The sequence below is a fragment of the Chungangia koreensis genome, assembly GCF_042651785.1.
Lineage (GTDB): Bacteria > Bacillota > Bacilli > Bacillales_A > Planococcaceae > Chungangia > Chungangia koreensis.
In genome coordinates this window covers 572,743-588,945 of the sequence record NZ_JBHSEC010000019.1, presented here as the reverse complement: position 1 = coordinate 588,945, position 16,203 = coordinate 572,743, and the positions used below count along the sequence as shown (strand labels likewise).

Below are 16,203 nucleotides of genomic sequence, written 5' to 3'. Positions count from 1 at the left end.
ATAATATTATGAGACTATAAATCAGGAGGAACACAAATAAAGAAAAAGACTGGTGTGTAAAACCAGTCTCGAAATGATTAATATACTGATGTATTATCTTTCGTTGTCTTTTCCAATATCTCTTTCACACGTGCTAAGAAACGACCGGCCACTAAACCATCCAATACACGGTGGTCTAAAGATAGACATATGTTCACCATGTCTCTGACTGCAATCATTCCATCAATGATCACTGGGCGTTTCACAATCGCCTCGATCTGAAGAATTGCAGCTTGTGGGTGATTAATGATCCCCATCGATTGGACTGAACCGAATGAACCTGTGTTATTTACGGTAAACGTACCACCGGACATATCTTCTGATTTCAGTTTTCCGGAACGTACTTTGAGAGCTAAGTCATTGATATCCCTTGCAATTCCTTTAACAGTCTTTTCGTCGGCATGTTTGATGACCGGTACGAAAAGTGCTTCATCCGTTGCAACGGCGATTGATAAGTTAATATCTTTCTTCTGAATGATCTTGTCGCCTGCCCACATGGAATTCATCATCGGGAACTCTTTCAATGCTTGAGCGACAGCTTTTACGAAAAAGGCAAAGTAAGTTAAATTGAATCCTTCTTTTTGCTTGAATTCATTCTTCAATGAGTCACGGTATTTGACTAAGCTGGTGACGTCTACTTCGACCATCATCCATGCATGCGGTGCCTCGTGTTTGCTCTTTACCATGTTGTTCGCAATTGCGCGGCGGACACCAGATACCGGTATTTCAATATCTCCAGCAGATGATTGAATCGGAGTAGGTGCCGGAGTTGTTTTCAATTCTGGTTGGCTACTTGGAGCTGCAGCTGATTGTGCGGGTTCTCCTTGAGCCGGGCCACCTTGTGGGGTAGGAATTGTTCCACTTTCAATAAGTTTTTGTAGGTCTTTCCTTGTTATACGGCCACCCATTCCAGTACCGTTAACAAGGGTTAAGTCGATGTCATGTTCTTGTGCAAGTCGCAGAACAGCTGGAGAGTACCGCGCTTTTGACTCTTGATCACGCTTTAAAGGAGAGGCTGGTTTTTGAGAACCTGCAGCCGGCATTTCATTTGCAACTTCTTCTTTCGCCGGAACCGCTTCCGTTTTGGATTCACTGTTTCCGCCTTCTGTTTCAATCGTGCAGACTACGGCTCCTACCTCTAACGTCTCTCCTTCTTGTGCGATTAGTTCTTTAATCGTTCCTGTGAAGGAAGAAGGTACTTCAGCCGTCACTTTGTCAGTATTCACTTCTGCAAGCGGGTCATATTTATTTACCACATCACCAGGTTTGACGAGCCATCTTTCAATGGTTCCTTCCGTAACGGATTCCCCTAACTGCGGCATTTTGATTTGTTCGAATGCCATGATAATTCCTCCTTCCCATTAGAATTCAGCTAATTCACGCATCGCTTTTTCGACTTTATCCGGATTCAACATGAAGAATTTCTCCATTGTTGGTGCATATGGCATCGCGGGAACATCAGGACCTGCAAGACGTTTGATCGGAGCATCGAGATCAAATAAGCAGTTTTCAGAAATGATTGCTGCCACTTCACTCATGATACTTCCTTCTTTATTGTCTTCAGTTACTAACAATACTTTACCTGTTTTAGAAGCAGCCTCGACAATCGCTTCCTGATCTAATGGATAGACTGTACGTAAATCGAGAACATGGACAGAAATGCCATCTTCAGCTAATCGTTCTGCAGCTTGTAAAGCAAAATGTACACATAGACCGTAAGTAATAACTGTAATGTCTTCGCCTTCCCGTTTTACATCTGCCTTTCCGATTGGTAATACGTAGTCATCTTCGGGTACTTCGCCTTTAATGAGTCGATAGGCACGTTTATGTTCGAAGAATAACACAGGATCCTCATCACGGATCGCTGCTTTTAACAACCCTTTAGCGTCATATGGAGTTGAAGGGATGACAATTTTTAATCCAGGTTGGTTTGCAAATACTGCTTCTACCGATTGTGAGTGATAAAGGGCACCATGGACACCCCCGCCGAATGGTGCACGGACAACCATCGGACAGGACCAATCATTATTGGAACGATACCGGATTCTGGATGCTTCGGAAATGATTTGGTTCACTGCAGGCATGATGAAATCAGCAAATTGCATTTCTGCAATGGGACGAAGTCCATACATGGCAGCTCCGATTCCTACTCCTGCAATGGCAGACTCAGTTAGTGGAGTATCCAAAACTCGATATTCCCCAAACTGATCGTATAATCCTTGAGTTGCTTTAAAGACCCCGCCTTTTTTTCCGACGTCCTCACCAAGAACAAATACGCGGTCATCGCGTTCCATCTCTTCCTTCATCGCCAAAGTGATGGCATCGATATACGACATAACGGCCATTAGTTATTCCCCCCGTCTTCTGCATACACATAACGAAGTGCATGCTCAGGCTCAGCGTAAGGTGCGTTTTCCGCATAATCTGTCGCTTCATTGACAACGTCTTTAATACGCTGTTCCATACTCTGCTCGACATCTTCTGTTAAAACTCCATTCTCTCTCAAATAAGCAGAGAATAAGAGAATCGGATCTTTCTCTTTTTCTGCAGCTAATTCTTCATCAGTACGGTATACACGATGATCGTCATCAGATGAGTGTGCCGTTAAACGATAACATACCGTTTCGATGAGGCTCGGTCCTTCTCCATTACGTGCACGGTCTGCTGCTTCCTTGACGACTTTGTAAACCTCTAATGGATCTGTACCATCCACTGTAACTCCAGGCATACCATAACCGATAGCGCGATCAGAAATATTTTCTGCGGCTACCTGTCTGTCATATGGCACGGAGATGGCATATTTATTGTTTTCAACCATTATGATTGTCGGTAATTTATGAACCCCTGCAAAGTTTAAGCCTTCGTGGAAATCACCTTGGTTAGAGGAACCTTCCCCTAATGTTACAAATGTGATGAAATCTTCCCCGCGCATCTTGGCAGCAAGTGCCACTCCAACTGCATGCGGAACTTGTGTTGTAACAGGAGATGACCCCGTTAAAATCCGATTCTTTTTCTGTCCAAAGTGGCCAGGCATTTGGCGTCCGCCTGAGTTTGGATCTTCTGCTTTTGCGAAAGCAGAGAGCATCAACTCTTTCGGAGTCATACCGAAATGAAGAACAACCCCCATATCCCGGTAATATGGTGCGATATAATCTTTCGCGTTATCTAAGGCGAAAGCAGCACCGATTTGTGCAGCCTCCTGGCCTTGACATGAAATGACGAAAGGAATCTTACCTGCACGGTTCAAAAGCCACATACGCTCATCAATTCGACGAGCAAGAAGCATTTCTTCATACATTTTCAATACATCATCATTCGTCAAACCGATTGCTTCATGACGATTTGTCATCTCATTTCCTCCCTTTACATATGGATTGCTTTGCCTTCAACAGCTAAAGCAGCTTCTCCCATAATTTCGCTTAACGTTGGATGTGGATGGATCGTATGACCGATTTCCCAAGCTGCAGCATCCAATACCATAGCAAGACCTGCTTCGGAAATCATATCGGTCACATGTGGTCCGATCATATGGACACCTAACACATCATCCGTTTGTGCATCCGCAATAATTTTCACAAAGCCGTCCGACTCACCGAACACTAAAGCCTTACCAATCGCCTTAAATGGGAACTTTCCGACCTTGACTTCAAATCCTTCATCTTTTGCCTGCTGTTCGGTCAATCCGACACTTGCAGCTTCTGGACTGGAATAGATGCAGCGTGATACTTTCGTGTAATCTATCGGTTCGGTCTTATTACCCGCAATATGCTCAACAGCTGTAATTCCTTCATGAGAAGCAACGTGTGCAAGCTGAAGTCCACCGATTACGTCTCCGATTGCATATATATGGGATTCTTTTGTTTGGAATGTATTTTTCACTTGAATAAATCCTTTTTCAACGACAATATCTGTGTTTTCTAGTCCAATGCCTTCAATATTAGCCTGTCGTCCGACAGATACTAACATTTTTTCTGCGTTGAAGGTTTGATCAGAGCCAGAAACTTCCGCTGAAATAGTTACATTGCCCTTTTCAATCACCAATGTTTCAGGTTTCACTTTAGCGCCTGTTATAAATTTAATGCCTTTCTTCGAAAGAAGTTTTTTCATTTCATTCGAAACGTCCTGATCCTCTGTCGGTATAATCCGATCAGCATATTCAATGACGGTTATTTCCACACCGAAATCGTTTAGCATGGATGCCCATTCGATTCCAATGACTCCACCACCCACAATGATCATGGAAGAGGGAAGTTCAGTCATTTGAAGTGCTTCATCGGAACTTAAAACATGCTCACCATCAATATTGAGGCCCGGTAATGTACGCGGTCGAGAGCCCGTTGCCACAATGACATTTTTAGGAATCAGCATCTCATTTTCTCCACCGGAGTTCATTTCTACAGAAATAGTTCCAGGCATAGGAGAAAAAATGGAAGGACCTAAAATGCGGCCTGTCCCTTCGAATACATCAATCTTTCCTTTTTTCATAAGTGCTTTCACACCATTATGAAGTTGCTGGACAATTCCATCTTTCCTTTTTTGCACGCGACTAAAGTCAAGGCTGACATGTTGAATGTCCACACCGAATTCAGCTGCATGATTTTTAGAAGTGGAATACACTTCTGCACTTCGCAAGAGGGCTTTACTAGGGATACAGCCTCTGTGTAAGCATGTTCCACCCACTAAATCCTTTTCGACAAGTGCAGTCTTCAAGCCGAGTTGAGATGCACGGATGGCGGCTACATAACCGCCGGTGCCTCCCCCTACTATTACTACGTCATATTCTTTCGCCATACGTAAGCCTCCTTCGCAAAATTCCCTAACTGATTAACCACGGGAAGACAGTGAATGTTTTCCGTTTTGCAGGAATTGACCGCGGGATTTAGCCATACGAGCAATACGTTCTTCGGCCAATCGGTCTGCTGCGATATAAGTAGGAATGCCATCACGTTTAGAAATGGAAATTACCTTTTCGATCGTGTCGTAAAGTGCTTCCACTTTCTTCATGGCACGTTCATGGCTATAGCCATTCAATTCATCCGCTACATTAATAACACCGCCGGCATTAATGATATAGTCAGGTGCGTACACGATTCCAAGTTCATGTATTAAATCTCCGTGACGCTCTTCTTTCAGTTGGTTATTTGCTGAACCCGCGATCACACGTGCTTTTAGCTGTGGAATTGTTTCATCGTTAATGATGGCACCCAGTGCACACGGAGCGAAGATATCTGCTTCTTGTGAATATATCTCATCCGCTTCTACTGCAATTGCCCCGAAATCGTTAACCGCACGTTCAACCGCACTCTTATTGATATCCGTTACAATAAGTCTTGCACCTTCTTCGTGCAGGTATTTGCAAAGTGTATAAGCAACATTCCCAACACCTTGAACTGAAATTGTTCTACCTTCCAATGAATCGGTACCGAATGCTTCTTTTGCAGCAGCCTTCATTCCTCGGTAAACACCGTAAGCTGTTACAGGAGATGGATTGCCGGAAGAACCGAATTCTGGAGAAATACCTGTTACATAATCTGTCTCCGTATGGATCATATCCATATCCGCTACAGTTGTACCCACGTCTTCAGCTGTAATATAACGTCCGTTTAATCCTTGGATGAAACGACCGAAAGCACGGAACATTTCCTCATTCTTATCTTTTAATGGGTCACCGATAATAACAGTTTTACCACCGCCTAAGTTCAATCCCGCAGCAGCGTTTTTATATGTCATACCACGCGCTAAGCGCAGTGCATCAACAATCGCATCTTCTTCTGTTGCATATGTCCACATACGTGCTCCGCCAAGTGCAGGCCCTAGTGTTGTATCATGAATCGCAATAATCGCTTTTAAACCAGACGTTTCATCTTGGCAAAATACCAACTGTTCATAATCGTACTTTTCTAGACTTTTGAAGATTTCCATTTCAAAATTCCTCCTTGTTGTATGTAGTTAGTTTTAACCGGAATAGTACCGGACCCTTTGGGTAAATTGAAAAATTCTAAAGGTAACGAGAATTTTAATATTAGTTCTTAGGACTAAGTACTAATTATTCTACTCCTCAATTATACACTAAGCAAAAAGCGTGCCAACTTTTAATTTTTGTAAGCGCTTTATTTGTCAAAGTAAATAAAAGTTTCTTTTGCAATTTTATTCAAACTGCGCAAATTTTTGCACGCAATTATTGTAGATTATATTTATCAAGTTTGTAATAAAGAGAGCGTAGTGAGATCCCAAGTTTTTTAGCGGTCAAAGACTTATTGCCTTTCATCGCATTCAAAGTTTCTATTAAAATTGTATTCTCAAAACGGTCCAGTTGGTCATTTAGTGGACCCGAGTCAATTTCTATAGATAACTCATTCTCCTTGTTCTGAGGATTCAGCGAAAATGAAAGATGTTCTGAACTCAATAGTTTTTCATTCGGTGCCATAAAGATCATAGCCCTACTTATTACATTTTCAAGCTCTCTGACATTCCCAGGCCAATCGTAAGACTGTAAACGAAGTAGTGAGGATTCAGTTAATCCTTCAATATTCCGCCCATATTCCTGGTTCAATTTAAACAGCAACCGTTCTGCTATTTGAGGGATATCCTTTTTCCGATTCCGTAAAGGAGGAATTTGAATAGGCATTCGGTTCAACCTGTAATAGAGATCCTCCCGAAAGGTTCCTGTGTGCATAGCCTTTTCCAGATTTACATTTGTCGCTGCGATGATCCTCACGGATAGTGGGACAGGTTTTGTTCCCCCTACCCTGACAATTTCATTCTCTTGAAGAACGCGCAGTAACTTAGCTTGTGTATTCAAAGACAACTCGCCAATCTCATCCAGGAAGATACTGCCTTGATCAGCCTCTTCAAACAGTCCCTTCTTTCCGCCCTTTCTTGCACCGGTAAAAGCGCCCTCTTCATATCCGAACAATTCGCTCTCCAATAGTTCCTCAGCAATTGCTGCACAGTTCACACGTATGAACTTGTTATATTTTCGATCGCTCGAACTATGAATGGCATGGGCAAATAACTCCTTACCCGTACCCGATTCACCACGTAATAGAACCGTAACCGGAGTTTTAGCTGCCAATTTAGCCTGCTCAATAGAAATTGACATTTCATGTGAATCACCAATTATATCTTCAAACGTGTATTTGGATTCAAGAGTTCGAATCAATGATTTGGCCCGGTCTAACTCATTAGTTAAATTCCGCATTTCCGTTATATCATGAATGACCCCGACGCTTCCTTTAAGCTCGGAATCTACAATCACTGGTGCAACGTTGACGATCACGTCCCTTTTTGATGTTCCAACTTTCATATTAACTCCACGTATCGGCTTTTTTGTTTGAAGCACCTTATAGTGAATACTTTCACCTTCCATAATATCAACGGTCGCAGGCTTTCCAATCACTTCATCCTCTTTTAGCCCGGTAATCCTCGTATAAGCGGGATTAATTATTAATCCTTTACCTTCACGATCGACTACTGTAATCGCGTCGTCACTCGACTGGATGATGGCTTGTAGCATCGTTTGAATTTCCTTAAGATTTGTGATTTCTTCCGCCATCTCCATCACTTCACTCATATCACGAAATATGGCAAAAGCGCCTAAAGTGAAACCGCTTTCATCAATCAGTGGAAAGCGGGATGTAACAATCTTCAACCCATTCGAAAGAGTAAGTTCCCTATTCAGTTCAAGTTTTTTGGTTTTGCATACTTTGGGAAGCTCACTGAACGGAATTATTTTTGTTATGTTTTGACCGATCGCTTCCTCAGCGATAACTCCAATCATCCGCTCTGCACTTTTATTGAAAAAGTTAATCGAACCATTCACATCGATCCCCACCATTCCCTCACCGAGCGAATTAAAGATCGTGTTATATTTATGTGCTTCTTTACGGAGTTTTTCATTGTAATGAATATTATCCTTCATCAATTGAACGATCAAACTTGCTACCGAACCCGGTATTAGGATCGTATGAGAAGGAAGTTCCTGTTGAATATCATCAAAAACACTTGGAGATCCTGTCACGTCGAACAAGAGGTCAGGCTGGTCTTTCAAAAAGTTTCTCCAATCTTTTCCTGTTGGTATTCCCAATTCCTTTGCAATTTTCAATCCGTTTGCTTCCCTATTTACATCGACAATTGCAATTACATCCATGTTTTCAACAGCAGCTAATAAATTCAATATCGCGGATCCACCGACACCCGCACCAATAATTAATACTTTTTGCAATTCCATTCAAACCCCCTTCCTCCAAATGCAACTTCTTGCAAGCTTTTTATCTATCATATATGATTGACCATCCACTTGACAATCGAATGGTGAATTGTAAAATTGAAATTGGATAGAGGAGTTGTTTTAATGGCGCGATTACTGGCCTTTTTAGTTTTACTAATTCCCGGCATCATAGCGGGTTATGGAATCAAATTAATGAGAGATACTTTCTATGGAATCGGTCCGATTGATATCAGCTGGCTTCAATTCCTGATCGGTTTCATATTAATGGTTGTAGGTGTCGGTTTCATCGCCGGATTCGTATTATACCGCGATCGTAAAAAAGGAAAAATCCCTATGAAAAAAGACAATCCTAAAAGTCTTAAATGACTTCAGGATTGTCTTTTTCACTTAGTTAAGTAGAATTCTCAACTTCTTTGAAGTGCCTTTTCTTGTGCCTGCAGTACTAGTTCCGGATAGTCCGTGATCCAGCCTTTGACAATTTGATGGGGTTCCGAAATAAATGGTTCGGAACCGACTACGCCATAGAATCTAACTTTCTTTCCACTTTTGTTGAGAAGGTCCAGCTTTTCTTCTTTATAGTTCCGTTTATGAAGATGGAACAGATCAGCTGCATGGTAGCCTCTCAAATTTCCCCAATCCGAGTTTTTAGTAAGGATATAAGCGGTTTCTACACGCGGAAACTGTGATTTGATAATTTCCAAAAGCTCGTAATGAAATGATGAGAAATGAACATCCGGGAGTCCCTTACACCTTCTCACGATCTCCTTCACAAATAATGGTTCCGCCATCAGCGATTCTTTCAATTCGATATTTAAAGCTATTCCCTTTTCACTTGCCCATTCAATCATCTCTTGTAAGGACATTATTTTCTCACCATGAAACAACCGTCTGAACGGTTTTCCAATCTTTTTCTTCATGAGTTTTTCATAGGAAAGTTGATTTACCTTTTTTCGGGAGCCTGTCAATCTCCGCAGATTCAAGTCATGATAAATGATTGGAACTCCATCCTTAGTAAGCTGAATATCAAGTTCTATTCCATCTGCTCCAAGCTCCACCGCTTTTTCAAATGCCTTTAGCGTATTTTCGAAAGCATAAGCAGATGCACCCCTGTGCGCGTATACAGGAATTTTAAACATTGAGAACACCATCTTCCACTCTAAATGTACCAACTGTCGATTTGGACAGCAGCTTATTGATTGAACCGATTTGGATCAATGTATTAGGATGTGCCTCCTTCGTTATTCTTATTTCCTCATTTTGCGCGTATTTAATCAGATTTAGTGCAGCTTGGATTTCACGGTCAAGATCCATAAATTGTTCATCAAGTCGTGACAGTTGTTCTTTTGCCGTTTCATATAAGTGTTTCTGGTCGTCCGATAGTGATTCCAACATTAGTTCGAGAGTCTCAACCTTTTCAGACACTTTATCGATATTTTGTTGGACCGATTTTAATTCGTGTGCTTTTACTTGCAGATCAGCCAGTAAATTATCTTTATCAATTCCTTTTACGATCAGTTCTGTCCGGCGCTCATGTTGATTGCCTGAAATGGATGCTGTTATTTTGAACAGAGCTTCTGCACGTCCACCAATCAATTTACCTTTTCGTTCGTCAACTAGTATATTTTTTGCGAGCAGTGTAGATCCTAATGCGTAAAATCCGATATTGACTTCCTCGCCTGCTTTTAAAAGGCATTCGTTTGCATGTTTTACATAAATACTTTCTTCTGCCTCTACTACTGTTATTCCACGGCCAAAAATACCGCCTCGAATATAAATGGATCCTTCCGTGGACTTGATTAATGAAGCATTAACCACTCCTTCAGCTGCACGTACCTCAAGATCACTTGAAGCAACGATGGAGTAACCAGGCATGATAGTGCCTCTTACACTGATGGAACCGTCAAACTGAACATTTCCAGTCTCAACACCGACATCCCCTTCGATGATAAGGTGATCCCGAATCGTCAATATGCCATTAATATATTCAAGTGCGCCCGATTTGGTCGCTCGTAGAATCAGTTTTCCTGATTCTTCAATTTCAAACGCAATCTTGCTATCATAAGAAAATGGCAAATCATCGCCGGTCTCGGCTCTTAATGTTTCACCATAGAGATTCTTACCGCTAACGCCAGGAAGTGGCCTTGTCTTTTCACCAAGCCAATCCCCCGATTTCACTTCAAAAATGAAATTCATCTCATAATAATCAGCCGTATCATCTTCCCGAATCACGGGTTTGCGTTCCGGACGCTCAATATAAGTGATTTCAGAGTCTTTTCCTTTTACTGCTGGTGAACCTTCAGCAATGATAAAAGGCTTTCCTGCTCGGACCGTAGTTAGCTCAGGTTCTTTAAGGCCGTATACAATCCCGAGTTCAATAGCCATCGCACGGAGTTCCTCTTTAAAATAATCCTGTTTCAGTAGAATTTCCTTTTGCTCTTCATTAATCACAGCAGTGGCACTCATAGCTTCCTTGTCAATTTCAATTTCAATGATAGGAAGATGAATACCGATTGGAACCGGGCTCTCATCCGCTTTTTCGAGCGCCTTCTTCAGTTCCATAAAGTTTGTCAATTTGATTCGCGGATGTTTTTTAATAGTCGAGTCAAACTTTTTAATCGGATAAGGTTTATATACAGTCAGGAATACACTATCCTCTTCAACAATTAAACTAAAAAAGTCGTTTTCTTCAATGATCATTTTGCACACGCTCGCTTCCCTAACTCCATTATAAAACGACAAAGTCAATTTTTGATGAAAATTTTCTGAAACATGAAATTTTTATTGTGAGATGCCAAATTATCCCGTTTAAGTTAGTCATTTATATTTTATATGTATCTAAAGAAGCATATTAAAAAGACAGCCTTTTTTGGGCTGCCTCTTTAATACTTATAGTTCATGATCAAGATCTGTTAAGCAATATTATATAGTATTGATTTCAGTATTAATTAAGACTTTGAATCAAGTCCAAGTTCCAGATAAATGAGTTCAAGTTGCTCTCTGAAAGCTTCTTCAGTTTCATCGGAAACTTCGCCTTTACCATGCCATTCGTTCATTGCATTATGTGCTAAAGTCTGGTACATATGAAACTCTTCTTGAAGTCCATCAACTTTAATCGTATCTTCGAAAAAGTTGGTATAGCTTAAGGCCGGATAGATTTCATCTTCAATTGTTCGTTTCCCTGATTTCAGACCTTTGTAAGTATGATTGACATAATCTCGAAGAGTATCAAATTCAGTATAATGAATGATGTTAGTATCCATTGAAGCAGCATTGATTTTTCCTGCGTCATCGTACTTCTGAGTAAGAGGATTGTATGCAGAATCTAAATTTTGCAAAGCAGAATTTACCTGTGCAAGAATATCCCGCAAATCTGGATTTTTCTCTTTGACCGCTGTTTCAACTTCATAAGCAGAATCTTTGAGAATCTCTTTAATGTGCCGTTCCCTTGTCCCTTCAGCAACCTCAACTGCACCATTCAAGTACGTGACCAATACATCGATCATTTCTTTTTTCTCTTCGTAATTGAAATCTTCAACAATACTTGCTGACACAAGTGCTGAGTTATGAATAGCATCATAAAGTTTGTTACCACTTTTGATTACTTCAAATTGGTCCCCATTTTTATCGTAAACAGTTTCAGTTTTAGGTTTAGTTGCCTTTTCCTTCGATTGAACTTGAGAATCACCGTCTGAACACCCAACTAAAATTCCAATGAAAGTTGCAGCAGAAAGACCGATAATAAGTTTTTTCAATTTAATCCTCCTTCGAGTTCCTTGACCATCCTCCCATTTTTCCTCTTCGATTAAATGATAACAAATTATTCCTAACCCCTGTAAAGAATATGTAAAAAATAAACTCTGTTATGGTAAGAAAATCCACCAAATGAAATTCAATTTCAGTCATCTTCTATTTCGTAACCGTCTATTTTACATAGAAAAAGACCAACGAATCAAACTAATTCATTGGCCCTTTAAGCAAAAGTTTAATGAAAATAAACTTGAGTATAATTTATAAAATTTCGTCGGTTTGGTCGAAAAAACCCTTCAAATGACAGCTCTTAGCTTGCCATATGTTCCAAACGGATTTTGTCGGCAATCATCGCGATAAACTCGCTGTTTGTCGGTTTACTCTTCAAGTGGTGGACAGTATAGCCGAACATTTTAGAAATGGATTCGTAATTCCCACGGTTCCATGCAACTTCAATCGCATGACGAATCGCTCGTTCCACACGGGATGGAGTAGTGTTGAATTTTTGGGCAATTTCTGGATATAGCACCTTTGTGATAGAGCCAAGCAGATCGACATCATTATATACCATTTGGATTGCCTCACGAAGGAAAGCATATCCTTTAATATGAGCAGGAACGCCAATTTCTTTTATAATTGCAGTAATCGTCGTATCGATCATTTTTTGGCTTGTTTTCTTCTGTGTACTACCATTTAACGCATGATCACGCTGTTTTTTCTCCGATGATTGTCCCCGTAATTGCATGATTTGATGGACGAGACGGTCAAATTCAAAAGGCTTCAGCATAAAATAGGAAGCTCCTAATTCCGCGGCTTGTTTCATAACATCTTCCTGTCCGAAAGCTGTAAGCATAATTACTTGAAGATCTGAAAGCGCATCGTTCTCTTGAAGGTTTTCTAAAACACCTAAACCGTCAAGATGCGGCATAATTATGTCTAATAATAAAATGTCTGGCTTTTTCTCTTCTAACATTGTAAGACATAACTTACCGTTTGCAGCTGTCCCGATTACTTCGATTTCTGGATGGTTATCAAAAAAAGAAACCATAGTCCTGATTAAATCGCGATTATCGTCTGCGATAGCAATTTTAATTTTTCCACTTTCCATTTACATTTCCTCCCTGATTGTGCTGTGAATTGTTTGTCGTTGGACGTAAAGCTGCTTCATTACAAATGCCCCTTTGTGACATAAACACTTTTTCGACACGACGAGTCAGAATCCTTTTTAAGTTCAAAAAATAAGTCTATTGTAGGATGGTTTTTTGGTATTTCGACGATATTCTTTCTCTTTTGTTCGTTTTGTCGAATCTCGCCCTATTGTATCATTTTTCCAATAATTTGAGAAGGAGTTGTGGCATATAAAGAAGGCAAGGCTCTAATTTAACTTAGGGCCTTGCCTTTTTCCTCAATTATGGCTGTTTTTTCAACATTTTCGTCATTGGAAGAGCCGCACCTTTTAATGGATCTTCAACAAACATATGTGTAATGACTCCTGCAAACTTTCCGTTTTGAATTATCGGACTCCCGCTCATGCCTTGAAGAATCCCGCCCGTTTTCGAAATCAGTTCTTTATCCGTCAGTTCAAACTGGAATGAACTTCCCTTAACTGAGGTGATGGCAATGGAAAATTGTTCGACCGTTTCACCTTCAATGGTTGTGTAGATGGTGGCCTTTCCTGGTTTCACTTCGTCTTCCCGCATAATTTCCAACGGTTCCGGGAATGCTCCTGTTAAAGTGGAGGATTGCCAATCCCCAAAAATACCATATATTTCATTAGACTGAATATCCCCTAACGGGTGATCTTCTTTTAAGATGGAAGAAATTTTATAACCCGGATTACCAGGTACACTTTTCTTTATTTGTTCAATGGTTGCCAAATAGATGGAGCCAGTACTGAACGAAGGAGGAGATTTTAGTGCTGCATCTATAATTTGATGTCCTAATGCTCCATATTCCCCTTTTTCTGGGTCAATATAGGTTAGGGTTCCAATGCCCTCGGTTCGGTCTCGTACAAATGGATAAAAATTTTGGAGGTCTTTCTTGGATGACTCGAGATCAACCGTTTGATTCCCACGTTTAACGGAGAGAATAACTTTCCGATCCTCTGGCAAATTTGTTATGACATCATCAAAATCGGTCATCGTCTTTATGGGTTTACTGTCGATTTGCTTAAAGACGTCTCCAGCCTTTAACCATTTCTCATCGTCCAGAAGAACATCGTTAATGACGAAAACACCCTTTAAATTCATATGAATGCCAATTGAATGTCCCATTGGAATCAGTTTCTCCGCCTTGGCCGCAAATGCTTGAAATGGCAGTAAGAGAACAAATAAAACGGCCAAGTAGACGACTATACTCCGCTTAATCCATCGCATGTTTCACCCCCTCATTTCGTTATAAGCTTACTATGTCACATCTGATGAATGTTATGAGAGGTACATTTTATGAAAAATGCTAGAATACAGCTACAGCAGTCGTTCCACTATTTATCCAATATCTTACGCTCTTCTGCATTACTTAAAAGTTCAGCAGCATGCTGAAGAGTTGCTGTTGTAATTTCAGCACCTGACATCATTCTGCTCAATTCTTCCACGCGTTTTTCTCCGACTACCTGATTAACTGATGTGACTGTTCGATTTCCTTCTACTTCTTTTTGAATTAGATAATGCTGATCGGACATAGCGGCTACTTGAGGTAAATGGGAAATGCAAAGTACTTGTGAATGTGTGGCAATCGATGCTATTTTTTCAGCAATTGCCTGTGCTACACGTCCACTTACTCCCGTATCCACTTCATCGAAAATTATAGAAGTAACTCCGACGTGTTTTGAGAAAATGCTTTTTAATGCAAGCATCATACGCGATAATTCACCGCCGGAAGCAATTTTAACAAGTGGTTTTAATGGCTCTCCGACATTTGTGGAAATATAGAACGATACGGCATCAGCACCTGTTTGGTCTAAAGAAGCAATTGAACGCTGTTCAAAGTGCACTTCAAATGTTGCCTTCTCCATATATAGTTCTTTTAATTGCTGATGAATCGCTTTACTTAACTCTGTCGCAGCTTTTTTACGTAGGATTGTCAGCTCTTCTGCTTCAACTTCAAGATCCTGTTCTAATTGGTGAATTTTTTGCTGATCCACTTGTAAACGTTCGTCTCTGTTAATTAGCTTCTCCAATTCTTCCCCAATTTTTTCACGATAAATTAAAATGTCTTCGACCGATGCACCGTATTTTCGTTTCATCGATTGAAGCACAGCTAAACGCTGTTCGACCTCATTCAGCCGTTCAGGTTCAAATTCCATTGAGTCCAAAGAACTTTTTAACGAAAATGCAGTATCTTGTAAAGAATAAAATGCGTTTGATACAGTTGCAGAATGCTCAACAATTTGTTCATCAACTGTTGCTGCATCCTCCAGTTCGCTCATCGCAGAGCCAATAAAATCAAGACCTTTCGAATCACCATTTAAGGATTCATATGCATTTGCAATACTTTCATAGATTTTATGATAGTTTTGAAGACGTTTTCTCTCTTCATAAAGCTCTTCTTCTTCTCCAATACGTAAAGAAGCATCATCAATTTCATTCGTTTGGAACTGATACAAATCAATTCGTTGCGCAATTTGCTGCTCACTTTCCTTCATGGAAGCCATTTCACGTTTCAACTTTTTGTATGTTCGGAAAACGGATTGATAGCTTTCTTTCGCTTTTTCCAAAGTACTACCTGCAAATTGGTCAAGCAAATGGATATGTTGTTTTTCATCCATTAGCTCTTGTGTTTCATGTTGACCATGTATATCGATTATTGAGGCACCGATTTCGCGTAAAATCGCAATTGTGACTAACTTTCCGTTTACTCGGCATACACTTTTACCATTTTCATTAAGATCCCGGCGGAGGATGATCGTTCCTTCATCACTTTCAATTCCCACATCTGCCATTTTTGAAAAGACCGGATGATCCGGCCGATCAATGATAAACATCCCCTCAAGTTCTGCTTTCTTCGCACCGTGACGAATGAATTCCTGAGAACCTCTTCCGCCGGCAAGCAAATGGATGGCATCGATGATAATCGACTTACCTGCTCCTGTTTCCCCTGTCAGCACGGTCAGTCCATTTGTAAAGCTAACTGTTAAATCTTCTATAATGGCGAAGTTTTTAATTGAGAGTTCCTTAAGCATAAGAATT

Annotated in this window: 13 protein-coding genes; 1 reads left to right on the top strand and 12 read right to left on the bottom strand. The window is 40.6% G+C overall.

From position 1 onward, the window contains the following. Positions 1–77: 77 nt before the first annotated feature. The 6 genes from ACFOZY_RS12165 to ACFOZY_RS12140 all read right to left on the bottom strand — a co-directional run bounded on the left by ACFOZY_RS12165 (position 78) and on the right by ACFOZY_RS12140 (position 8,269). On the bottom strand, positions 78–1,382 hold the full coding sequence (locus tag ACFOZY_RS12165) for a dihydrolipoamide acetyltransferase family protein (protein ID WP_378155806.1): 1,305 nt from the start codon (positions 1,380–1,382) through the stop codon (positions 78–80). 18 nt (positions 1,383–1,400) lie between these two features. Then, on the bottom strand, positions 1,401–2,384 hold the full coding sequence (locus ACFOZY_RS12160) for an alpha-ketoacid dehydrogenase subunit beta (protein WP_378155804.1): 984 nt from the start codon (positions 2,382–2,384) through the stop codon (positions 1,401–1,403). Next, on the bottom strand, positions 2,384–3,388 hold the full coding sequence (locus ACFOZY_RS12155; RefSeq protein ID WP_378155802.1) for a thiamine pyrophosphate-dependent dehydrogenase E1 component subunit alpha: 1,005 nt from the start codon (positions 3,386–3,388) through the stop codon (positions 2,384–2,386). Before ACFOZY_RS12155 ends, ACFOZY_RS12160 begins: the two co-directional genes overlap by 1 nt. 14 nt (positions 3,389–3,402) lie before the next feature. Continuing rightward, positions 3,403–4,830, bottom strand: coding sequence for a dihydrolipoyl dehydrogenase (lpdA, locus tag ACFOZY_RS12150; RefSeq protein WP_378155800.1), 1,428 nt, complete (start codon positions 4,828–4,830; stop codon positions 3,403–3,405). 33 nt (positions 4,831–4,863) lie between these two features. After that, the gene (gene bcd / locus ACFOZY_RS12145; RefSeq protein WP_378155797.1) at positions 4,864–5,961 is read right to left on the bottom strand and encodes a branched-chain amino acid dehydrogenase; all 1,098 of its coding nucleotides are present in this window, start codon (positions 5,959–5,961) and stop codon (positions 4,864–4,866) included. A 256-nt stretch (positions 5,962–6,217) separates the two neighbouring features. Then, positions 6,218–8,269, bottom strand: a complete 2,052-nt coding sequence (locus tag ACFOZY_RS12140; protein ID WP_378155795.1) for a sigma 54-interacting transcriptional regulator — start codon at positions 8,267–8,269, stop codon at positions 6,218–6,220. A 123-nt stretch (positions 8,270–8,392) separates the two neighbouring features. On the opposite strand from ACFOZY_RS12140, the gene ACFOZY_RS12135 reads away from it, so the two are divergent. Further along, positions 8,393–8,635: a DUF2627 domain-containing protein gene (locus ACFOZY_RS12135; protein ID WP_378155793.1), complete on the top strand. Its 243-nt coding sequence runs from the start codon at positions 8,393–8,395 to the stop codon at positions 8,633–8,635. Positions 8,636–8,673: 38 nt separating this feature from the next. Here the strand turns inward: ACFOZY_RS12135 and ACFOZY_RS12130 are convergent, their stop codons facing one another. From ACFOZY_RS12130 to recN, 6 genes are all read right to left on the bottom strand, one after another. Further along, positions 8,674–9,405: a glycerophosphodiester phosphodiesterase gene (locus tag ACFOZY_RS12130; RefSeq protein WP_378155791.1), complete on the bottom strand. Its 732-nt coding sequence runs from the start codon at positions 9,403–9,405 to the stop codon at positions 8,674–8,676. Further along, the gene (locus tag ACFOZY_RS12125) at positions 9,398–10,966 is read right to left on the bottom strand and encodes a DUF342 domain-containing protein (protein WP_378155789.1); all 1,569 of its coding nucleotides are present in this window, start codon (positions 10,964–10,966) and stop codon (positions 9,398–9,400) included. The genes ACFOZY_RS12130 and ACFOZY_RS12125 overlap by 8 nt, the downstream gene beginning before the upstream one ends. 248 nt (positions 10,967–11,214) lie before the next feature. Continuing rightward, a complete protein-coding gene (locus tag ACFOZY_RS12120; protein ID WP_378155787.1) occupies positions 11,215–12,021 on the bottom strand; it encodes a hypothetical protein in 807 nt (268 codons plus the stop codon). A gap of 305 nt (positions 12,022–12,326) precedes the next feature. Continuing rightward, positions 12,327–13,124 (bottom strand): sporulation transcription factor Spo0A, encoded by a 798-nt coding sequence (gene spo0A, locus ACFOZY_RS12115; protein WP_378155785.1) that lies wholly within the window; start codon positions 13,122–13,124, stop codon positions 12,327–12,329. Positions 13,125–13,425: 301 nt separating this feature from the next. Continuing rightward, positions 13,426–14,391, bottom strand: a complete 966-nt coding sequence (locus tag ACFOZY_RS12110) for a SpoIVB peptidase S55 domain-containing protein (RefSeq protein WP_378155783.1) — start codon at positions 14,389–14,391, stop codon at positions 13,426–13,428. A 107-nt stretch (positions 14,392–14,498) separates the two neighbouring features. Then, the gene (recN, locus tag ACFOZY_RS12105; RefSeq protein WP_378155781.1) at positions 14,499–16,196 is read right to left on the bottom strand and encodes a DNA repair protein RecN; all 1,698 of its coding nucleotides are present in this window, start codon (positions 16,194–16,196) and stop codon (positions 14,499–14,501) included. Positions 16,197–16,203 lie beyond the last annotated feature (7 nt).